The sequence below is a fragment of the Aquimarina algiphila genome (assembly GCF_947494415.1).
Lineage (GTDB): Bacteria > Bacteroidota > Bacteroidia > Flavobacteriales > Flavobacteriaceae > Aquimarina > Aquimarina algiphila.
Genome location: NZ_CANLVC010000006.1, coordinates 65,982 through 82,111 on the forward strand (window position 1 = coordinate 65,982; position 16,130 = coordinate 82,111).

Below are 16,130 nucleotides of genomic sequence, written 5' to 3' on the forward strand. Positions count from 1 at the left end.
TTTTAGATTGAAAGTTGAACTGGCGATATTCCAATAGCCTTATGTTTGCCAATAAAATGTTGTGCCGCAACCTGCTGAAAGGTTTCAAGATCCTGATACCCAAGAATAATGTTGTTAATATTATCAGTTTGTAATATTCGCAAAGCGTAGGGGTTGCCAAACAGGTATAAAGCTACATTTTTTGTACGGCTTAATTCTGCAATTGTCTCCTTCATCTTTTTGTCTATTCCAAATTCGTTTTTTGGTTTTATAGAATCAGGGAATAGGGCAATAAGGATATTGTTATTTGTAGTCGTTTTAGAAAGATTTATAAGGTTAAAATTTTTTGTTTTTTCGATTTCTGTAAAGAAAATACAGTGGTCTGTATTTTTTATTAAAATAGCATCAAATCCCTCAATCATGAATTTGGATAAACTATTTTGATCTGAGATATAATGAGTAAGTGATGCTTTGGCTATATTTTGATTTAGAGAAGTTATTTTGTTGATATCGATATTATGTTCTGAAGAGTGTTTTGTAAATGCATTTTCTTTAAATGCTGTGATTCTGCTAAAACTTTCTTCAATTTGATCAGTGGTCGCATTTTTTTCAATAGTTAGTATTCCTTCTTCCACATGCTCCGCAAAGCATAAAACATCGTTACCGGCATCAAAGGCCTTCCATTCTAAAAGTCCTTTTTCTGGGTATAGTTTTGAAACGCTATGCATATTAAGTGCATCAGAAATTACAACACCTTTAAAACCTAATTCTTGCCTTAATAGTCCCTTAATAATATCTTTTGATAACGTGGCTGATATATTTTTTCCTTTAGAAAGAGAAGGAACTGCTAAATGGCCAATAAGTATACTGTCGATACCTTGAGCAATAGCTTTTATAAATGGATATAATTCTGTGTTCTGTAATTCTTGTTTTGATTTCATAATCACAGGAAGACCCAAATGAGAGTCTACTTCGGTATCCCCATGACCAGGAAAATGTTTGAAACATCCTAAAATTCCTGATGCTTTAAGTCCATTGTAAAATGCAATAGACTTAAGTGTTACCTGTTCTTTATTTTCTCCAAAAGCACGATAACCAATTACAGGATTATTAGGGTTGATATTTACATCTGCTACTGGGGCAAGGTTAAGGTGAATTCCAATATTAGCCAAATCATTTCCTACATGTTTTCCTACTTCAAAAATCAAATCTGTTTGGTCTTTTGGGAGGGCTCCTAATGTGATGGCATAGGGATATTGCGGAGTGTTTTCTACACGCATTGCTAGGCCCCATTCTGCATCTATACTTATAAGTAAAGGGTACGAGGCTATATTTTGATAGTGTTCGATAAGTTCTGATAATCTTTGTGCACTATTTTCGTTGCGTATTACTTTTTTCTTTCCTTCAAAGTTTGTTGCAGCACTAATTCTGCTATGAAAAAAAGTTAACCCTCCTATTTTATAATCTTTTATAAGTCTTTCAATCTTTTTTATTTCTGAATCACTATCATTTATAAATGCAGCAGGAAAGAAGAACTGACCAATTTTTTCTGTTTTGGATACGATATTCATACTGCTATTTTTTATCTTTCTTTCCATAATCATTAGGGTATTGTATATATCTGGTAAGGATGATTCCGGGTACAGCTGCTACTGCAACCCAAATAAAAAAGCCCGTATAACCGATAGCTTCCTGGATAATGCCACTGACCATGCCTGGCAACATCATTCCTAATGCCATAAATCCCGTTGCAATCGCATAATGAGAGGTTTTAGAAACTCCTTCGGCTACATAAATCATAAACATTAAATATGCGGCGAATCCAAAACCATATCCAAATTGCTCTATAATTACTACCAATGTTGCAAATAGAGTGGATGAAGGTTGCCAAAATGCAAGCAAAGCATATAATAGATTAGGTAGGTTTAATGCCAATATCATAGGAAGCATCCATTTTTTTAATCCGTGCATTGAGATTACGATTCCGCCAAGAATACCTCCAATAGTTAAGGCTATAAGTCCAAAAGTTCCGTATATAGTACCTACAGCTGTAGTAGATAATGCAAGTCCTCCAACTTCGGTTTGATCCAATAAAAATGGGGAGGCCATTTTGACTAATTGAGATTCTCCTAAACGATACATAAGGATAAAAGCGATCGCAAGTCCAATTTGTTTTTTTTGAAAAAATGTACTGAAAACATCAAAAAAACCTATTTTCTTCTCTTTATCCAGAGTATTCTCCTGTTCTATTTTTGGAGTAGTGAAGAAATTAGTAAGTGTCAATATCACCATAAAAACAGCAGTGATAGTTATAGTGTAGGACCATGCTTTCTGATTATTTCCATAATACTCTTCTAAAAAACCCGCAAGTACAACAATAAGCCCTTGTCCGGTAATCATAGCTAAGCGATAAAATGTACTACGTACACCGAGAAAAAAAGATTGTTTTTTTTCAGAAAGGCCAATTAAATAATATCCATCTGCGGCGATGTCATGTGTGGCAGAAGCAAAAGCAGCAATCCAAAAACAAGAAAGACTTAAAATAAAGAAATTGTTGGTAGGAATCGTTAACCCGACTCCAAGAAAAGCTATAGCAATAAGAAGTTGCATACCTAAAAACCAATTGCGTTTAGTGCTTTTAATATCTACCAAAGGACTCCACAAAGGTTTAAGAACCCATGGTAAATATAGCCAACTTGTATATATACCTATATCGGCGTTACTCACACCTAATTTTTTATACATAATAACAGAAACTGTAATTACTATTACATAGGGTAGACCTTCTGTGAAATAAAGTGAAGGTACCCAAGCCCAGGCATTTTTATCTTTATTTGATGATTCTATCATGAATTGTTTTTAAGGAAAGTAAGATACTCACAAATTTATTAATAAAACTTAGTTTATATTTTATCAATATAGTCTAACTCAAGCTTGTCAAGATGTATCTCGGGGAGTGATTTTTTATAAAAGAAATCAATGATTTGATTTTCAAGATATGAATTGATTTTGTCAATTTTTTTTTCTTCAATCATTGTAAAGATATTCATTGCTTCAGCCTTTTTAAATTCTGCAATAAGCTCGTCTGGATTTTTAACTGCATCCATGCCTCTATATCGTTCTATTTTTTTCTTCATCCATCGATGACTCATTAATTTTATTTGGCTATCATGAAATTCTTTACTCAGTCGATTAATTTCTTTAATATTATTTTTATCTTCTTTATTGGCGCGATCCAGAGCTACTTTAGCTTTTGTAAATTGTCTTTCAAACTTAAAATCAAGACGTCGCATATCTCTTTTTAGATGTAAAATCACCGCATAGAGAGCATTGTCATATATGGTTAAGAAATCTTCATAAGCATATAAAGCATCAAGAAATATGATCGCACGTTTTTTATACAATCGGGGTATGGGTTGTTCTCGTACTTTTTTAAAAAGCATATTAAGTTCGACTTGTTTTTCTTCAGGAATATTTACAAACCATGAATTATTCTTTAGCGTCCTTATTTTTTTGGTTATTTGGAGTTTAGTCCCTTTGTATAATTCTGATTTATAACTAAACCGATAGGTATTTGGATTAACTTCCTCAATTTCTTGAGCGCTGCTTTGATATATGAGTATAAATACAATAATGAATGTGAAGAGTTTCATATATCGTCTTTGATTAGTATAAGCCTTATTAAGTGTGTTGTAATGTTAACGTAAGATATGATTTGATTGTTGTATTATAAAATAGACATTGAATTTTAACTCATAAAAACACAATATTTTGAACTTTGTTGTGAAAAAAAGTAAGGTGTAGAACGGCAATTCTACACCTCTTGTAATTAAGAAAAAAAGCTAACTCAGACTTAATTAATAGTTTTTGATTATATATTAAAACACAAGTTTAGTACTCTTCATAGAAGATCTCTTTATAATAAGACCCTAGAAAACACAAAAAGGGTAGTGGTAATATGAAAAAAAAAGAATAATGATTTAAAAAAGTTACCTCAATATTGTAATGTAGTTTTGTCTTCTAGGAGAATAATTAAAAAGTTTTGCTTTTTTTAGGGTAGCGTCTGGATTGTTTTTGAGGAGTTATTTCTTTTAACCTTTACAAATTGAAGATCATCATTATTTTTAACAACACCAATATACCTTGTATTACCAATAGTGATGAAGGAGAAATCTTTAACATCCCCCTTAAGATATAGTCCACATTGATCATTTGGTACTGCAATAAAATTACCATTACCATCACCCTTTAAAAAGGTACCAATACTTGAATCGTTTCTAGGGGTTTCGATTTCAGAAGCATACAAATTTCCTCCAAGTATAATGTCTTTGAAGCCGTCTCCATCAATATCGTTAGAGATTATTTTATTGACCGATGAAAATTGAGCTTCATTAGGCAATGGGGTTATTTTAAATTTTCCTTTACCTAAATTTTCTATGTAGCTGCTAGCAAAAGTTTGAACTTTGTAATGTATCTCGGCATTTTCTAGTTTTTCTTTACCATATACTTCATTAACATCTGCAATTGCAAACGAATTATAGTCTTGGAATTTTTTTCTTAATGTTGGCATTTGCTGAGATGAACATGATTTACCACGAACCGGAAATAATTTTCCAAAATTATAATAACTCAGTACTATATCTTTTCTCTTATTACCGTCAAAATCATCTGCATATACTTCAAAAGGTTCATCTTTTGAGGCTTTGTATTTGTAATTTAGACCTAAATTACCAATTATATAATCAATATCGCCATCATTATCAAAATCATCTTGAGTTATGCTTGACCACCAACCATTGGTGTTTTGAAGCCCAGTAGATGTTGTTGTATTTTGAAATGTATTACCATCATTGCTATAAAATAAGATTGGTATCCATTCACCTACGATAATAAGATCTAGTGTACCATTATTATCAAAATCTGTCCAACTAGCATCTGTAATCATTCCTAATGTTGAAAAATCCGGGGCTATTTCTGCTGTTACATCTTTATAAATACCATTATCATTATTTAAAATATAACTCTTTGCCGGCCAGGGGTATTGTCCAACAACTAATCTCCCACCTACAAATAGATCTAAATCTCCGTCATTATCGTAGTCACCTGCTATTACTCGAGAACCGCTAGTTTCTATGCGAGGTAAAACGCTTATACTTTTAATAAATTTGCCTTTACCATCATTTATATAAAGACGGTCTTGAAAATTTGCTAAGTCTTGATCACCTTCATTGCCGCCACTCACTACATATAGATCTTTATCCCCATCATTATCATAATCCAAAAATAAAGCACTCATATCTTCCATAGCTTTATCAGCTTCCCAAATAATATCGTTGGTTCTGTTGAACTTACCTTCAGTATTTTGGACAAATAGTGTTGCTGCTTGTTTTGAAGCACCACCTATGTAAAAATCATCTAAGCCATCTCCATTTACATCGCCAACCGCAATCCCTGGACCCAACATAGAAGTTTGATGAGGTAATAGAGGCTCAAAATAATAGTCATCATATTTGTTTTCTATATGGGTAAAATCTACACCAATGGTATCTAAAGCTATAGTTTGAAATAGCGGTTTATTTTGAAGAGATTCTTTTTTTGATTTCTGAGCAGAGGAAAAATCTACCAGGAGATTTTGATTTGCTTTTACATCTTTTATTTCAGAAATATCACCATTTGGCCATACTACTTTTACTAATGATACGATTTCTTCTTTCCCTAAACCAAAGTGTAATATAGGAGCTACAGAAGATTGAAATCCCCTGGTTAAGGTAAGTTCATTGAATTGTTGTGATTGATTGGTCGTTATATATACTTTTGCTCCAAGACCATTTTGGTTGTTTTTAGTGCCTTTTAGACTTATTGTTAAAAAATTATTATGGTCTAAATTATTGTTTTTATAAATCGAGGGATGCTGATCGATATTATTAATAACAAAATCTAAATCCCCATCATTATCCAAATCAGCATATAAAGATCCATTAGAAAACGTTTTTTCATCCCATCCCCATTCATCTACCATATTTTTAAAAGTAAAATCTTTGGTGTTTTTAAAAATATAATTAGATATTTTTTCTGAAGGGATTTGTTGTACTTCTTCTGCTGATAATGCTGCATTCCCAAAATAGTTCTTCGTTTTTAATTTTGCGAAATAATCCCTGTTATTAATATCCCTTCGTGTTCCGTTAGAAATAGTTATGTCTTTCCAACCATCATTATCTAAATCTGAAAAAAGTATTGACCAACTCCAATCAGTGGTTGATATTCCGGCTATTCTTGAAACTTCACTAAAAACTGGATTTCCGTTAGCATCATTCCCCCTGTTTAATTGAAGACTATTTTGCATGTACTGATAGTTTAAACCAGAATTTACCATTTTAGTAAATCCCAATGGATTCATGCTTGACATATTAGCTTTAGATCTTCTGTTGTCTTCTGGAGTCATGTCTACCTGGGCTATGTCATGAAGATTATCATTGTTATAATCGGCTATATCTGCCCCCATGCCATATTGAGAAGTATGATTTACAGCTTCTTTAGCAATTTCCTTGAATGTCCCATTCTTATTATTTATGTACATGAAATCTGGAGAATCGAAATCATTAGATACATAAATATCTTTAAAACCGTCGTCATTAAAATCTGCAATAGTTGCGCTTAAGGAAAGTCCAAAGTTTAATATTCCAGATTCGATAGTAACGTCGGTAAAAGTACCATCGCCATTGTTTTTAAATAGAATATCAGATTCTTCTATTTTTGGATTATTTACTTTACGTCTATAAAAAGATACGGGGCTTTTAAATGGAGTAGGTGGATAGTTGGCCAGATATAAGTCTAAATCCCCATCATTATCATAATCAAAAAAAGTACTTTGGGTGGTATGCCCGTTATGGTTTATCCCAAATGCTTCAGCCTTTTCTGTAAATGTTATTTGCCCAGAGCTTGTCGAAGGACCATTATTGATATATAAAAGATTATTTCTTTTGTTGCTTTTACCAGAAACACTTACGTAAATATCTAAATACCCGTCGTTATTAATGTCGACCATGGTAGTTCCTGTAAACCACCTGTCATCTCCTCCTATATTAGCCGCATCGGTAATATCTTCAAACTTAAATTTTCCTTTATTTAAGTATAATGAATTGGATTTCATATTAGCAGTAAAAAACAAGTCTACAAGCCCATCGTTATTAATATCACCAGCAGATACTCCTCCTCCCATATACATATATGGGTAAGTAAAGTAATTTAGACTATCCGTCTCAATAATATCATTAGAAAACAAAATACCTGTACGATCACCGGATAGCAAACTAAACTGTTTTTCTTTATTTTCCTGACAAGAAAACAATACTATTGAAAAAAATACGATGCTATATATCCTCTTCATTTTTAAATTTTTTAGAAAATTATAAAAAGGGCCCCAAATAAACAATATCTAAGACCCTTTTAAATCATAATTATATTTTTTTAGTATCCTTCATTCTGTGGAAGTAAGTTCGGATTTATACTTAATTCAGAATTAGGTACAGGAACTAATTCGTGACCTGCAGGTATGGTTTGACCATATCGTTCTTGAATATACCGGGTAGCTTCACCTGACCTTCTAATCACTGGCCATAAAGAAAATTCCCCTCCCAGCTCGTGTCTGTACTCTTCAAGAATAATATCCATCATACTTCCTGTTGGAGTAGGGGCAATGCTTCCCCAGGCACGATTTCTAATTCTCATTACGTTTTCCATGGCTTTACCGTCATTACCTGATTTATGATAGGCTTCAGCTAAACTTAGTAGTACTTCACCGTAACGTATCCAAATATGACCTTGACCTCCAAAAAGTTGAGTTCTACCCCAACCATCAATATTAGGATCTCTCCAGCTTTTAATTCCCCAATATCCTGTTCTTTGATCAGATTCTGCTTCCCCTGCTGGTGCACCTGTCCAAGGGTCAGCAATTGTACCACAAGTATTGATATCTACTCCCTCATACATATTAATATCAATTAATGGGTCAGGATGTTCTTCACCTGGTCCAATCACTGTGGCTTGCCTCCTTAAGTCTCCAGGTTCAAAAGAATCATATAATTCTTTTCTTGGGATACCTGCAAAACCACCACCACCAGTGATATCAGTTGGCATAGCAAATAATTGTAAAATATTTACTTCATCATTTCTGTTCCAGCTTAAATCACCATTAGCAGCCCATTGTATTTCAAATATTGATTCTTTACCATTTGGGTTTGCTACGGCATGAATATCAAGATAATTTTCTTCTAAAGAAGTAACTCCTCCAGTTTCTATAGCTTCAAAAGCTGTAATTGCCCTATCATATTGTCCTAACCACATATGAGCATTTCCTAAAACGGCATAGGCGGTTCCTTTGGATACCCTGCCTTTTTCTTCATCATATGACCACGGAAGTCTATCTACTGCCTCTTCCATATCAGTAACTATTCGTTGCCAGATCATCTCTTCAGGGTCTCTACCCTTAAAAGGGTCATCATTTTGACTCAACATTAGAGGTACATTTCCATAGGTTGCGGCAAGATATTGATACGATATAGACCTGATTACCAATACTTCACCAATTAGCCTGTTTCCTAGGTCTGCATTTACATTTCCAGCATCAATAGCTGGTTGTAAATTATCAAGTGCGTTATTGGCTCTACCAATAGCTCTATAAAGGTTGGGCCATATTTTAACAGCAACATCACCATCGGGACTAAGATCTAATCTGTCATATTCTGATTCCCCTCTTACAGCACTATCTTGCCAATCTAGTGTAATGTTATTAGCCATTCTAAAAATACCTTTAACATTAAACTCATTGGGTAGACCGGGATCACCCTGTGAATCATTTTGTAATCCATCATATACACCTGTTACAGCTGCTAATGCTGTATTATCATCGCTAAAAACAATGTTCTCTGATAAATCTTTTTCATTTTCATCTAATAAGAACTCATCAGAACAGCTCAATACAAAGGTTAGTATTGCAACTCCAAAGAAAACGAAAAGCTTAGTGTTTTTGAGTTTTATATTCATAACAATTTATTTAAAATTTTAAATTAAATCCAAGTGTAAAAAATCTTGATACTGGATAAGCACCAGCATCTATACCTCTGGTAGTAACACTGCTCTGACCTTGGATATCTGAGTTTTGTCCTACTTCAGGATCAGAACCACTATAATCTGTAATAGTGAATAGATTTTGAGCACTTAGATATAGTCTAAAGGAATTTAGACCAATTTTATCGGTTATTTCGCTAGGTAAAGTATACCCTAAATTAATGTTTCTTAACCTAAAATACGAACCGTCTTCTACAAAGTAACTGGAAGCCCTGTTATTTTGGACACTTCCATCATCGATTAAGGCTCTGGAAAAAGTATTTGAAGGGTTACCAACTGTCCATCTATTATTGAAATATTCGGTACTTACATTTGAGAAAGATGCCGAATTACCATAACCTGAGGCACTTTCTAATTCTCGTTTTACAAGATTCAATATTTCATTGCCATAAGTACCGTAGAAATTAAGTCCCAGATCAAAGTTTTTGTAAGCAAAGTTAAGGTTTAAACTTCCATAAAAATCAGGTATAGGACTACCTATAACTTCTCTGTCCTCTCCAGTAATTTGACCATCACCGTTAAGATCTCTAAACCTACGATCACCAGGTGAGGTCTCTGCAGCTTGATAATTTCCATTAGGTGAAGCTGTATTTAATGCATCGATCTCTGCTTGACTTTGGTAAATACCATCTGCTACAAAGCCATAGAAAGATCCTACCTCTCCACCAAGTTCTGATCGTGTTATGTCAAACCAAAAAGCACTTTCATTAAAACTATCTAAGAATTCGTTATTAAATCTGATTTGTCCTACAGGAGAATCAATTTTGGTAATTTCATTTTTGATCGTAGTAATATTGGCGTTAATATCAAATGTAAAATCACCTTCATCTTTGCGATACCCGACTAAAAATTCGAATCCTTCATTAACAGCTGTAGCTCCGTTTACAGGTCTTGTAGGGAATCCAGATTGACCAGGCGTTGTTATGTCAAATAGGATATCTTTAGATTTTCTGTTAAAATAATCTACTGTAAAGTATATTTTATTATTCAAAAGTTCTCCATCGAATCCAATATTACTCTGTACTTGGGTTTCCCAGCGTAAATTAGAGTTTGAAGCACTTACAGGAGCTAGTCCTAATGATTGAGTAGTGTTTCCTCCAAAACTATAACTAGAATCATTTCTAGGTGTTCCGTTACTAAAGGTGGTGCCAGATACAAATGGAGCTATTCCAAAGAAGTTACCAGTTTCTCCCCAACTTCCGCGAAATTTCAGGACATTAAAAATACTACCTTCCATGAAGTCTTCTTCATCTATATTCCATCCTGCAGCAAATGATGGAAATACATCCCAGGCATTTTCGACAAGAAATCTATTTCCTACACCATCTCTTCGTATAGTAGCAGTTGCGTAATATTTGCTGTCAAAATTATAATTTAACCTGGCAAATGTACTTGCTAAAGTTTCTCTGGCAAAGCTACCTTGTCTATTGGTAATATCTTGAGCTTGTGCAATATCCCGAATTCTGTTATTTAAGAATCCTGTACCTTCAATTTGAGTAAATTTTGTATACCCTCGTTGTGCAGAATATCCTGCAAGAACATCTAAGTTATGTTTAGTAGCAAAAGTCTTTTTATATTGAAATATATGTTCTGCTAATATTTCATTAAATGTATTCTGCGTAACAGTAAAGACAGCGTTATTTCTTAAATCAATATTTCCATTACTACGGTAATATTGTGGGTTAAAAACCCAACCTGCAAAATTTGTAGCTCGAGCACCAATGTTAACTCTAGTAGAAAGTCCGTCTATTATATCCCATTCTGCACTTATGTTAGCCAGTATATCATTTGTTACATTATCGCGATCATCTTCTAAAGCTCTGGCTACAAAATTTCTACCATCACGAAACGTTTCTGATCCCACATCTGGATAAGCTCCAAAGTTCCCATTTCCATCAACGGGTACATTACTTAAGTTAGGATCTCCATTAAGATTAAGTTCCCCTACTGGTGCTAAATGTGGTATATTTCCATAGAGATTTAATAGACTTCCACGTCCTGATCCCAACGGTTGAAAGTTTTGAGAAGATATATATTTTACACTTCCTTTGAAACGAACCTTATCGGTCACATCAAATTGAGCATTTAATCCTGCATCATAACGTTTGTATTCAGAGCCAATAAGAGTTCCTTCTTCATCATAAAACCCTAAGTTTAATGCTACTCTGGATTTTTCGCCACCTCCTCGTATACTTAATGTAGTACTTTTACTGATTGCTTCGCTAAATACCTCGTCTTGCCAATCTATGTTTCTCAGACTACCAGAATTGTTCCATCCATCATAAGGAATTGCAGAACCGGCAATTTCAGAATCACTGCTTCCGCTAAGTTCGAGTGCAAGTGAGGAAAATCTATTTACATCAAGGACATCAACACTTTTTGGTTTGGTACGTACTCCCAAAAAGGAATTTAACTCAACATTTACTCTTCCTTTTTTTCCTTTCTTAGTTTCAATGATTACAACACCATTACTTGCTCTAACACCATAAAGAGCAGTAGCAGATGCATCTTTTAAAACAGATAAAGATTCTATGGTGTTAGGGTTGATAAAAGAAATATCTTGTGTTGGAAAACCATCTACAATATAAAGAGGTGTAGTACTACCAAAAGAACCTACACCACGAATGTTTACTGTTACAGATGAACCTGGTGCTCCAGAATTAGCGGTGATTTGTACACCACTAGTTTTACCCTGTAATGCTTGATCTACGGTTGTAGTAGCAAAATTATTAAGTTCTTCTGAACTAATTACAGATACAGCACCAGTAAGATCTTTTTTAGTAGAAGTACCATATGCAACAACAACAACTTCTTTTAAAGCTTCTGCATTTTCTTCTAATTGAATGTTAATTGTAGTATTTGTACCTACAGGAACCTCTTTGGAAGTAAAGCCAATAGAACTAAAGGTTAAAATTGCATTTGCACTAGATACGGTAAGTGAATAATTACCGTCAAAATCTGTTGCAGCACCATTCGAAGTACCTTTTTCAACGACAGACACACCGGGTATAGGTTGTCCGTTGGTATCTGTAACTATACCTGATATAGATTGTTGAATAGAAACGTAACCTATTTCTACAGATCGTTTTTTAGAGTCCTCAATCGTTTTCGTGTTTGATACATTTTTTAAATCCGGATTTATTTTGATATTCCCTGAATGGGTATTTGCCCGAATTGAAAAAAATGAAACTAATAAAGAAAATAAGGTGAGTCTTATTTTTAAGTTAAATTTAAGCAGATTGAGCTGATATTGCTCAGAGCCTTTAAGGTTTTTCATATATTTGAAATGTTTATATAGTTGCTAATTTTTAGTTGACTATTATATATCGGGAAATGTTGGAGCATTTCTCGATATTTTTTGTAATAATCAGAAATCTGGATGTCAATTTTATTGCATAGGCATTGTTATTTATAAATATTAGATTTACGATAAGTATCTTTTATAAAAGTGTTTAAGATTTTTTTAATAGGTTTCTTTTTAATTTTTTAATTATAATTTAGGTTATATTCATTTGCACACAAAAAATCTAAAAATCCTCTTTATTATAAGACCCAAAAATTGTCAAATCGGGTAGTGTTAAAATGGAAAAATCGTATTTTTTTTATTAAAAAAATGTCATTAAATGAATTATGAATATTTAAGCATATGTATTTCGTAATGCTAAGCGTAATATTTTAAATGATTTTTTTAAATGGAATTTCACTGTATTTATTGAAATACCAAGTGAGTCAGCTGCATTTTGATATTTTTCTCCATCCAAAACGCAAAGCTGAAAAACTTTTTTACTTTGTTCTGGTAATACTTCCATAGCCTTTTGTACTTTGATTTTTGTTTCTGTTTCAATCAAATATTCTTCATAAGAAGGAGAAGAAATTACATTAGAATTTTCTAATTTTTCTAATTTTCTATTTCTTTTAATCCTTTTTAAACTATTGTTTTTTACAGCTGTACTGATGTAATTTTTTAAATCTAAAATTTCGTTTTTAGGTTTTCTTCTCAATATTTTAACAAAAACATCCTGAACCATATCTTCGACTTCAGACATGTTTTCGATATAACTATATGATAGTAAACACCATTCTTGATAGTGTTTTAAAAACATGGCTTCAATTTCTGGTTGATTATTAATCTTTAAATTATTTCCCAACATTACATTACTATTTATCCAATATAAATTTTATCATTACACTTAAGTTCTTTCCTTAATAGCTTATCCTAATTATCTTTTTTTATTAAACAAACCCAATCTCTTTGAACAGTTTCATCTTTTTGAGTTAAGGGGAGACCTAGTTTTCGTATTCCTTCACCATGTATACTTTCTACAGATCCTTTTTGCAACTGTCCTCCGTTTTGGGGATCAAACCAATGTATTGTAAAATCACCTTTTACATTAGTTAAATTGATGGTGTGTACTTTCGATTTTGGTAGGTAAACAGCATATATTTCTCCTGTTTTACGTAAGCAATATGCTTTTGATGAGTTGATTAGTGTATGTTCTGGTTGCATTTTCCAGTATGGTAAATTGTCTTGAAAAAATGTAATAGCATGATTAGTTAATTCCCAAAGTCGAGTTCGTTCTCTCCAATCTTCAGAATTTAGATCATTGTGTGGGTGCTTTGCGCCAAAATACCATTCCAAACCTGCAGCTCCCGACAATAAAGTTCCCCAAAGAACATATTGTCGTAAGGAATCATGATCGGGGTCTTCATTATCCGGTAAAGCTGCAGTATGCCATAAACCTATTTCGTCCATGGTAATTAACCAATCATGTCCTTTTTCTTTGGCTTTTGTTTTCCAGGTTTCAACTACATGTGATGCAAATTCTCTTTTGTCTTGTTGTAATGACAAGCCATCTAAGTACTGATATCCCAAAATAGAATCTAAAATTTTACTTCTTAGTGGATCATGTGAATGTGTATGTAAAAGAACAGGATGTCTATATGGGTCGGCATTTTTAAGAAATTTAGCCATTGCCTTTCGCTGACTATCATTTTGTCCTATTGGAGACCAGGAAGCTGGACCGTTTTCTTCTCCTAAGTTCCAGTTTAGTGCTAAATGATGTCCGAAGCGAGCAATTAATTCTCTGAAATATAATTGCCTCATAGGTCCTGTATTTCCCTTATCGAGCATTGTTTCATTTTCAGTTTCTTGTAGTACCAGATGTAATAAAATCCCTTTGGCTTGCATGTGCTGAAAGGCAATTTCCCATTGATCTAATTTGCTAACATCAAAACGGGTAAAATCTTCAGGGTGTATATATGGCCATACATCTTTACCATCTCCTAAAATATTCATGGTTAGAAAGTAGATCGAATTCATTCCTTTTGAAGCTAAAAAATTTATAGCTCCTATTAATGATTTTCCTTTGCCGTTTTTCCAACTGGGATCACCAGGCTTCCAATCTTTTAGATGAGGTTCATATTTATGTATTTCTTCTGTAGTACTTGCTTCGCCATCTTTGTTTGAACTCTGTATGCGATAGGTGTCATCAAAATCTACATATCCCAATAAGTTTTCAGGACTATTTGCTCCTCCTTTTAACCAGTATTTTTTTGAATCTTGAAATCGATAATATCCTTTTGAAGCTTCAAGACGACCATTAGCTCTAAAATCAACTCCATCTTTATCAGATTCTGTTACTATAAATTGACCTTTAGCATTTGTGATGTCAACTTGTTCTCCTTTTTTTAAATCATCATCTAGAGCAATACTATCTTTATGATGAAGTGTTGCAGAATAACTCCATTTTCCTATTTGATCTGGGGTGAATCTTGCCTTCCAGATATTTCCTTCTTTAGCTCCCGTTTCAGAAGCATTACCATCCGCAGCAAAAAAACCTCTTATGGTATATTGCGTTTTTTCATGTTTGAATTCTACATTTAAACGATAATTTAAAAATGGATTATCAGAAGCTGTTTCTGATGTTTCTGATCCGGCAAACGATAAGGTTACGGTATGCCATTGCTTATGAATAGGTATAGCATTTGATTGTGTAACGGTTTCACTATTATCCTTAGATGGTAGTTTAAGTCGTTCTATTGAAGTAAGCTCTGGTCCACCACCACGATTACCGCTTCCTGATGCTATGTATACATAGTCGCCAATAATAGCGAACCCTGTGCCATGACGCCCTTGTAGTAATGAAGGCCATTTGCTCCATGTTTTTGTTTTACTATTGTAAGCTTCAACTTCATTATGAGCAGCTTCATGCGCCATACTTTCACCTCCACCAATTATAATATCATTATTCCATGAAAATGCAGAATTACCGGCTCTTTGAGTAGGTATTTCTAGTATATTAGTTACTGTTTCCCATTTGGCAGTTTCAAAATCATATATATTTCCATAAGTATTGGTCAATGCCATATCTTGATTTGTTTTTTTTGAAGTCCTGCGGCCAGCAAAAGCATATAGTTTATTATTGGCCACTACAGCCTGAAAATGATCTCGTGCATCAGGCGCATCGTCCAAAACTTTCCAGGCTCCTGTTTTAGGATCATATTCATCTAACCAGGGTTTGTAGCCATCTACATGGCCATTTGTAATCCCGCCAACCAAATAAATTTTATTGTTATGATACACTACACCTGCGCCTCCACGACGTCGATGTTTAGGAATTGTATGGCCGTATACAAATTCATCTCGTTCAGGGTAATATATGATAACACGATCAAGAGGTTTTTCGTTTGGCCATTTCCCGGTCATTGCACCTATAAGATATACAGCATCCTCTACAACTACCGGTTGAAAATGATGTAACTCGATAGGGGTCTTTGATTTAGCTTCCCAAGTATTTGTTTTTGTATCAAAAACATCAATAGGATTAATTCTTCTACCACCAATCAATAAAATTTTATCTTTAAACGCCACCATCCCTGCTTCATGACGAGCAGTTGGTTTACCTTGTACAGAAATAGTTTCCCATTGACTATTTTCTATTCGTGTTTCCTTACAGTTTACGAATAGCAGCAGGCTTAATAGCAATAGAAAATTATATGTAAGACTAAAAAGACGTTTCATAAGT

Annotated in this window: 8 protein-coding genes; all 8 read right to left on the minus strand. The window is 33.6% G+C overall.

The features are described from left to right. Positions 1 to 2: 2 nt before the first annotated feature. The 8 genes from PQF96_RS09565 to PQF96_RS09600 all read right to left on the minus strand — a co-directional run bounded on the left by PQF96_RS09565 (position 3) and on the right by PQF96_RS09600 (position 16,126). Positions 3 to 1,577, minus strand: coding sequence for a glycoside hydrolase family 3 protein (locus PQF96_RS09565; RefSeq protein WP_271765890.1), 1,575 nt, complete (start codon positions 1,575 to 1,577; stop codon positions 3 to 5). Continuing rightward, positions 1,555 to 2,829: an MFS transporter gene (locus tag PQF96_RS09570; RefSeq protein WP_109438159.1), complete on the minus strand. Its 1,275-nt coding sequence runs from the start codon at positions 2,827 to 2,829 to the stop codon at positions 1,555 to 1,557. Before PQF96_RS09570 ends, PQF96_RS09565 begins: the two co-directional genes overlap by 23 nt. Positions 2,830 to 2,882: 53 nt before the next feature. Next, on the minus strand, positions 2,883 to 3,632 hold the full coding sequence (locus tag PQF96_RS09575) for a hypothetical protein (RefSeq protein WP_109438160.1): 750 nt from the start codon (positions 3,630 to 3,632) through the stop codon (positions 2,883 to 2,885). Positions 3,633 to 4,030: 398 nt separating this feature from the next. Continuing rightward, positions 4,031 to 7,366 carry a VCBS repeat-containing protein gene (locus PQF96_RS09580; protein ID WP_271765891.1) on the minus strand — a complete coding sequence of 1,112 codons (3,336 nt, stop codon included), beginning with the start codon at positions 7,364 to 7,366 and terminating at the stop codon, positions 4,031 to 4,033. A gap of 80 nt (positions 7,367 to 7,446) precedes the next feature. Next, positions 7,447 to 9,021 carry a RagB/SusD family nutrient uptake outer membrane protein gene (locus PQF96_RS09585; RefSeq protein WP_271765892.1) on the minus strand — a complete coding sequence of 525 codons (1,575 nt, stop codon included), beginning with the start codon at positions 9,019 to 9,021 and terminating at the stop codon, positions 7,447 to 7,449. A 10-nt stretch (positions 9,022 to 9,031) separates the two neighbouring features. After that, a complete protein-coding gene (locus tag PQF96_RS09590) occupies positions 9,032 to 12,382 on the minus strand; it encodes a SusC/RagA family TonB-linked outer membrane protein (protein ID WP_271765893.1) in 3,351 nt (1,116 codons plus the stop codon). Between the two features lie 361 nt (positions 12,383 to 12,743). Further along, the gene (locus tag PQF96_RS09595; protein ID WP_109438164.1) at positions 12,744 to 13,256 is read right to left on the minus strand and encodes an RNA polymerase sigma factor; all 513 of its coding nucleotides are present in this window, start codon (positions 13,254 to 13,256) and stop codon (positions 12,744 to 12,746) included. 65 nt (positions 13,257 to 13,321) lie between these two features. Continuing rightward, entirely contained in the window at positions 13,322 to 16,126 is a 2,805-nt protein-coding gene (locus PQF96_RS09600; RefSeq protein WP_271765894.1) for a Kelch repeat-containing protein, read from the minus strand. Between the last annotated feature and the right edge of the window lie 4 nt (positions 16,127 to 16,130).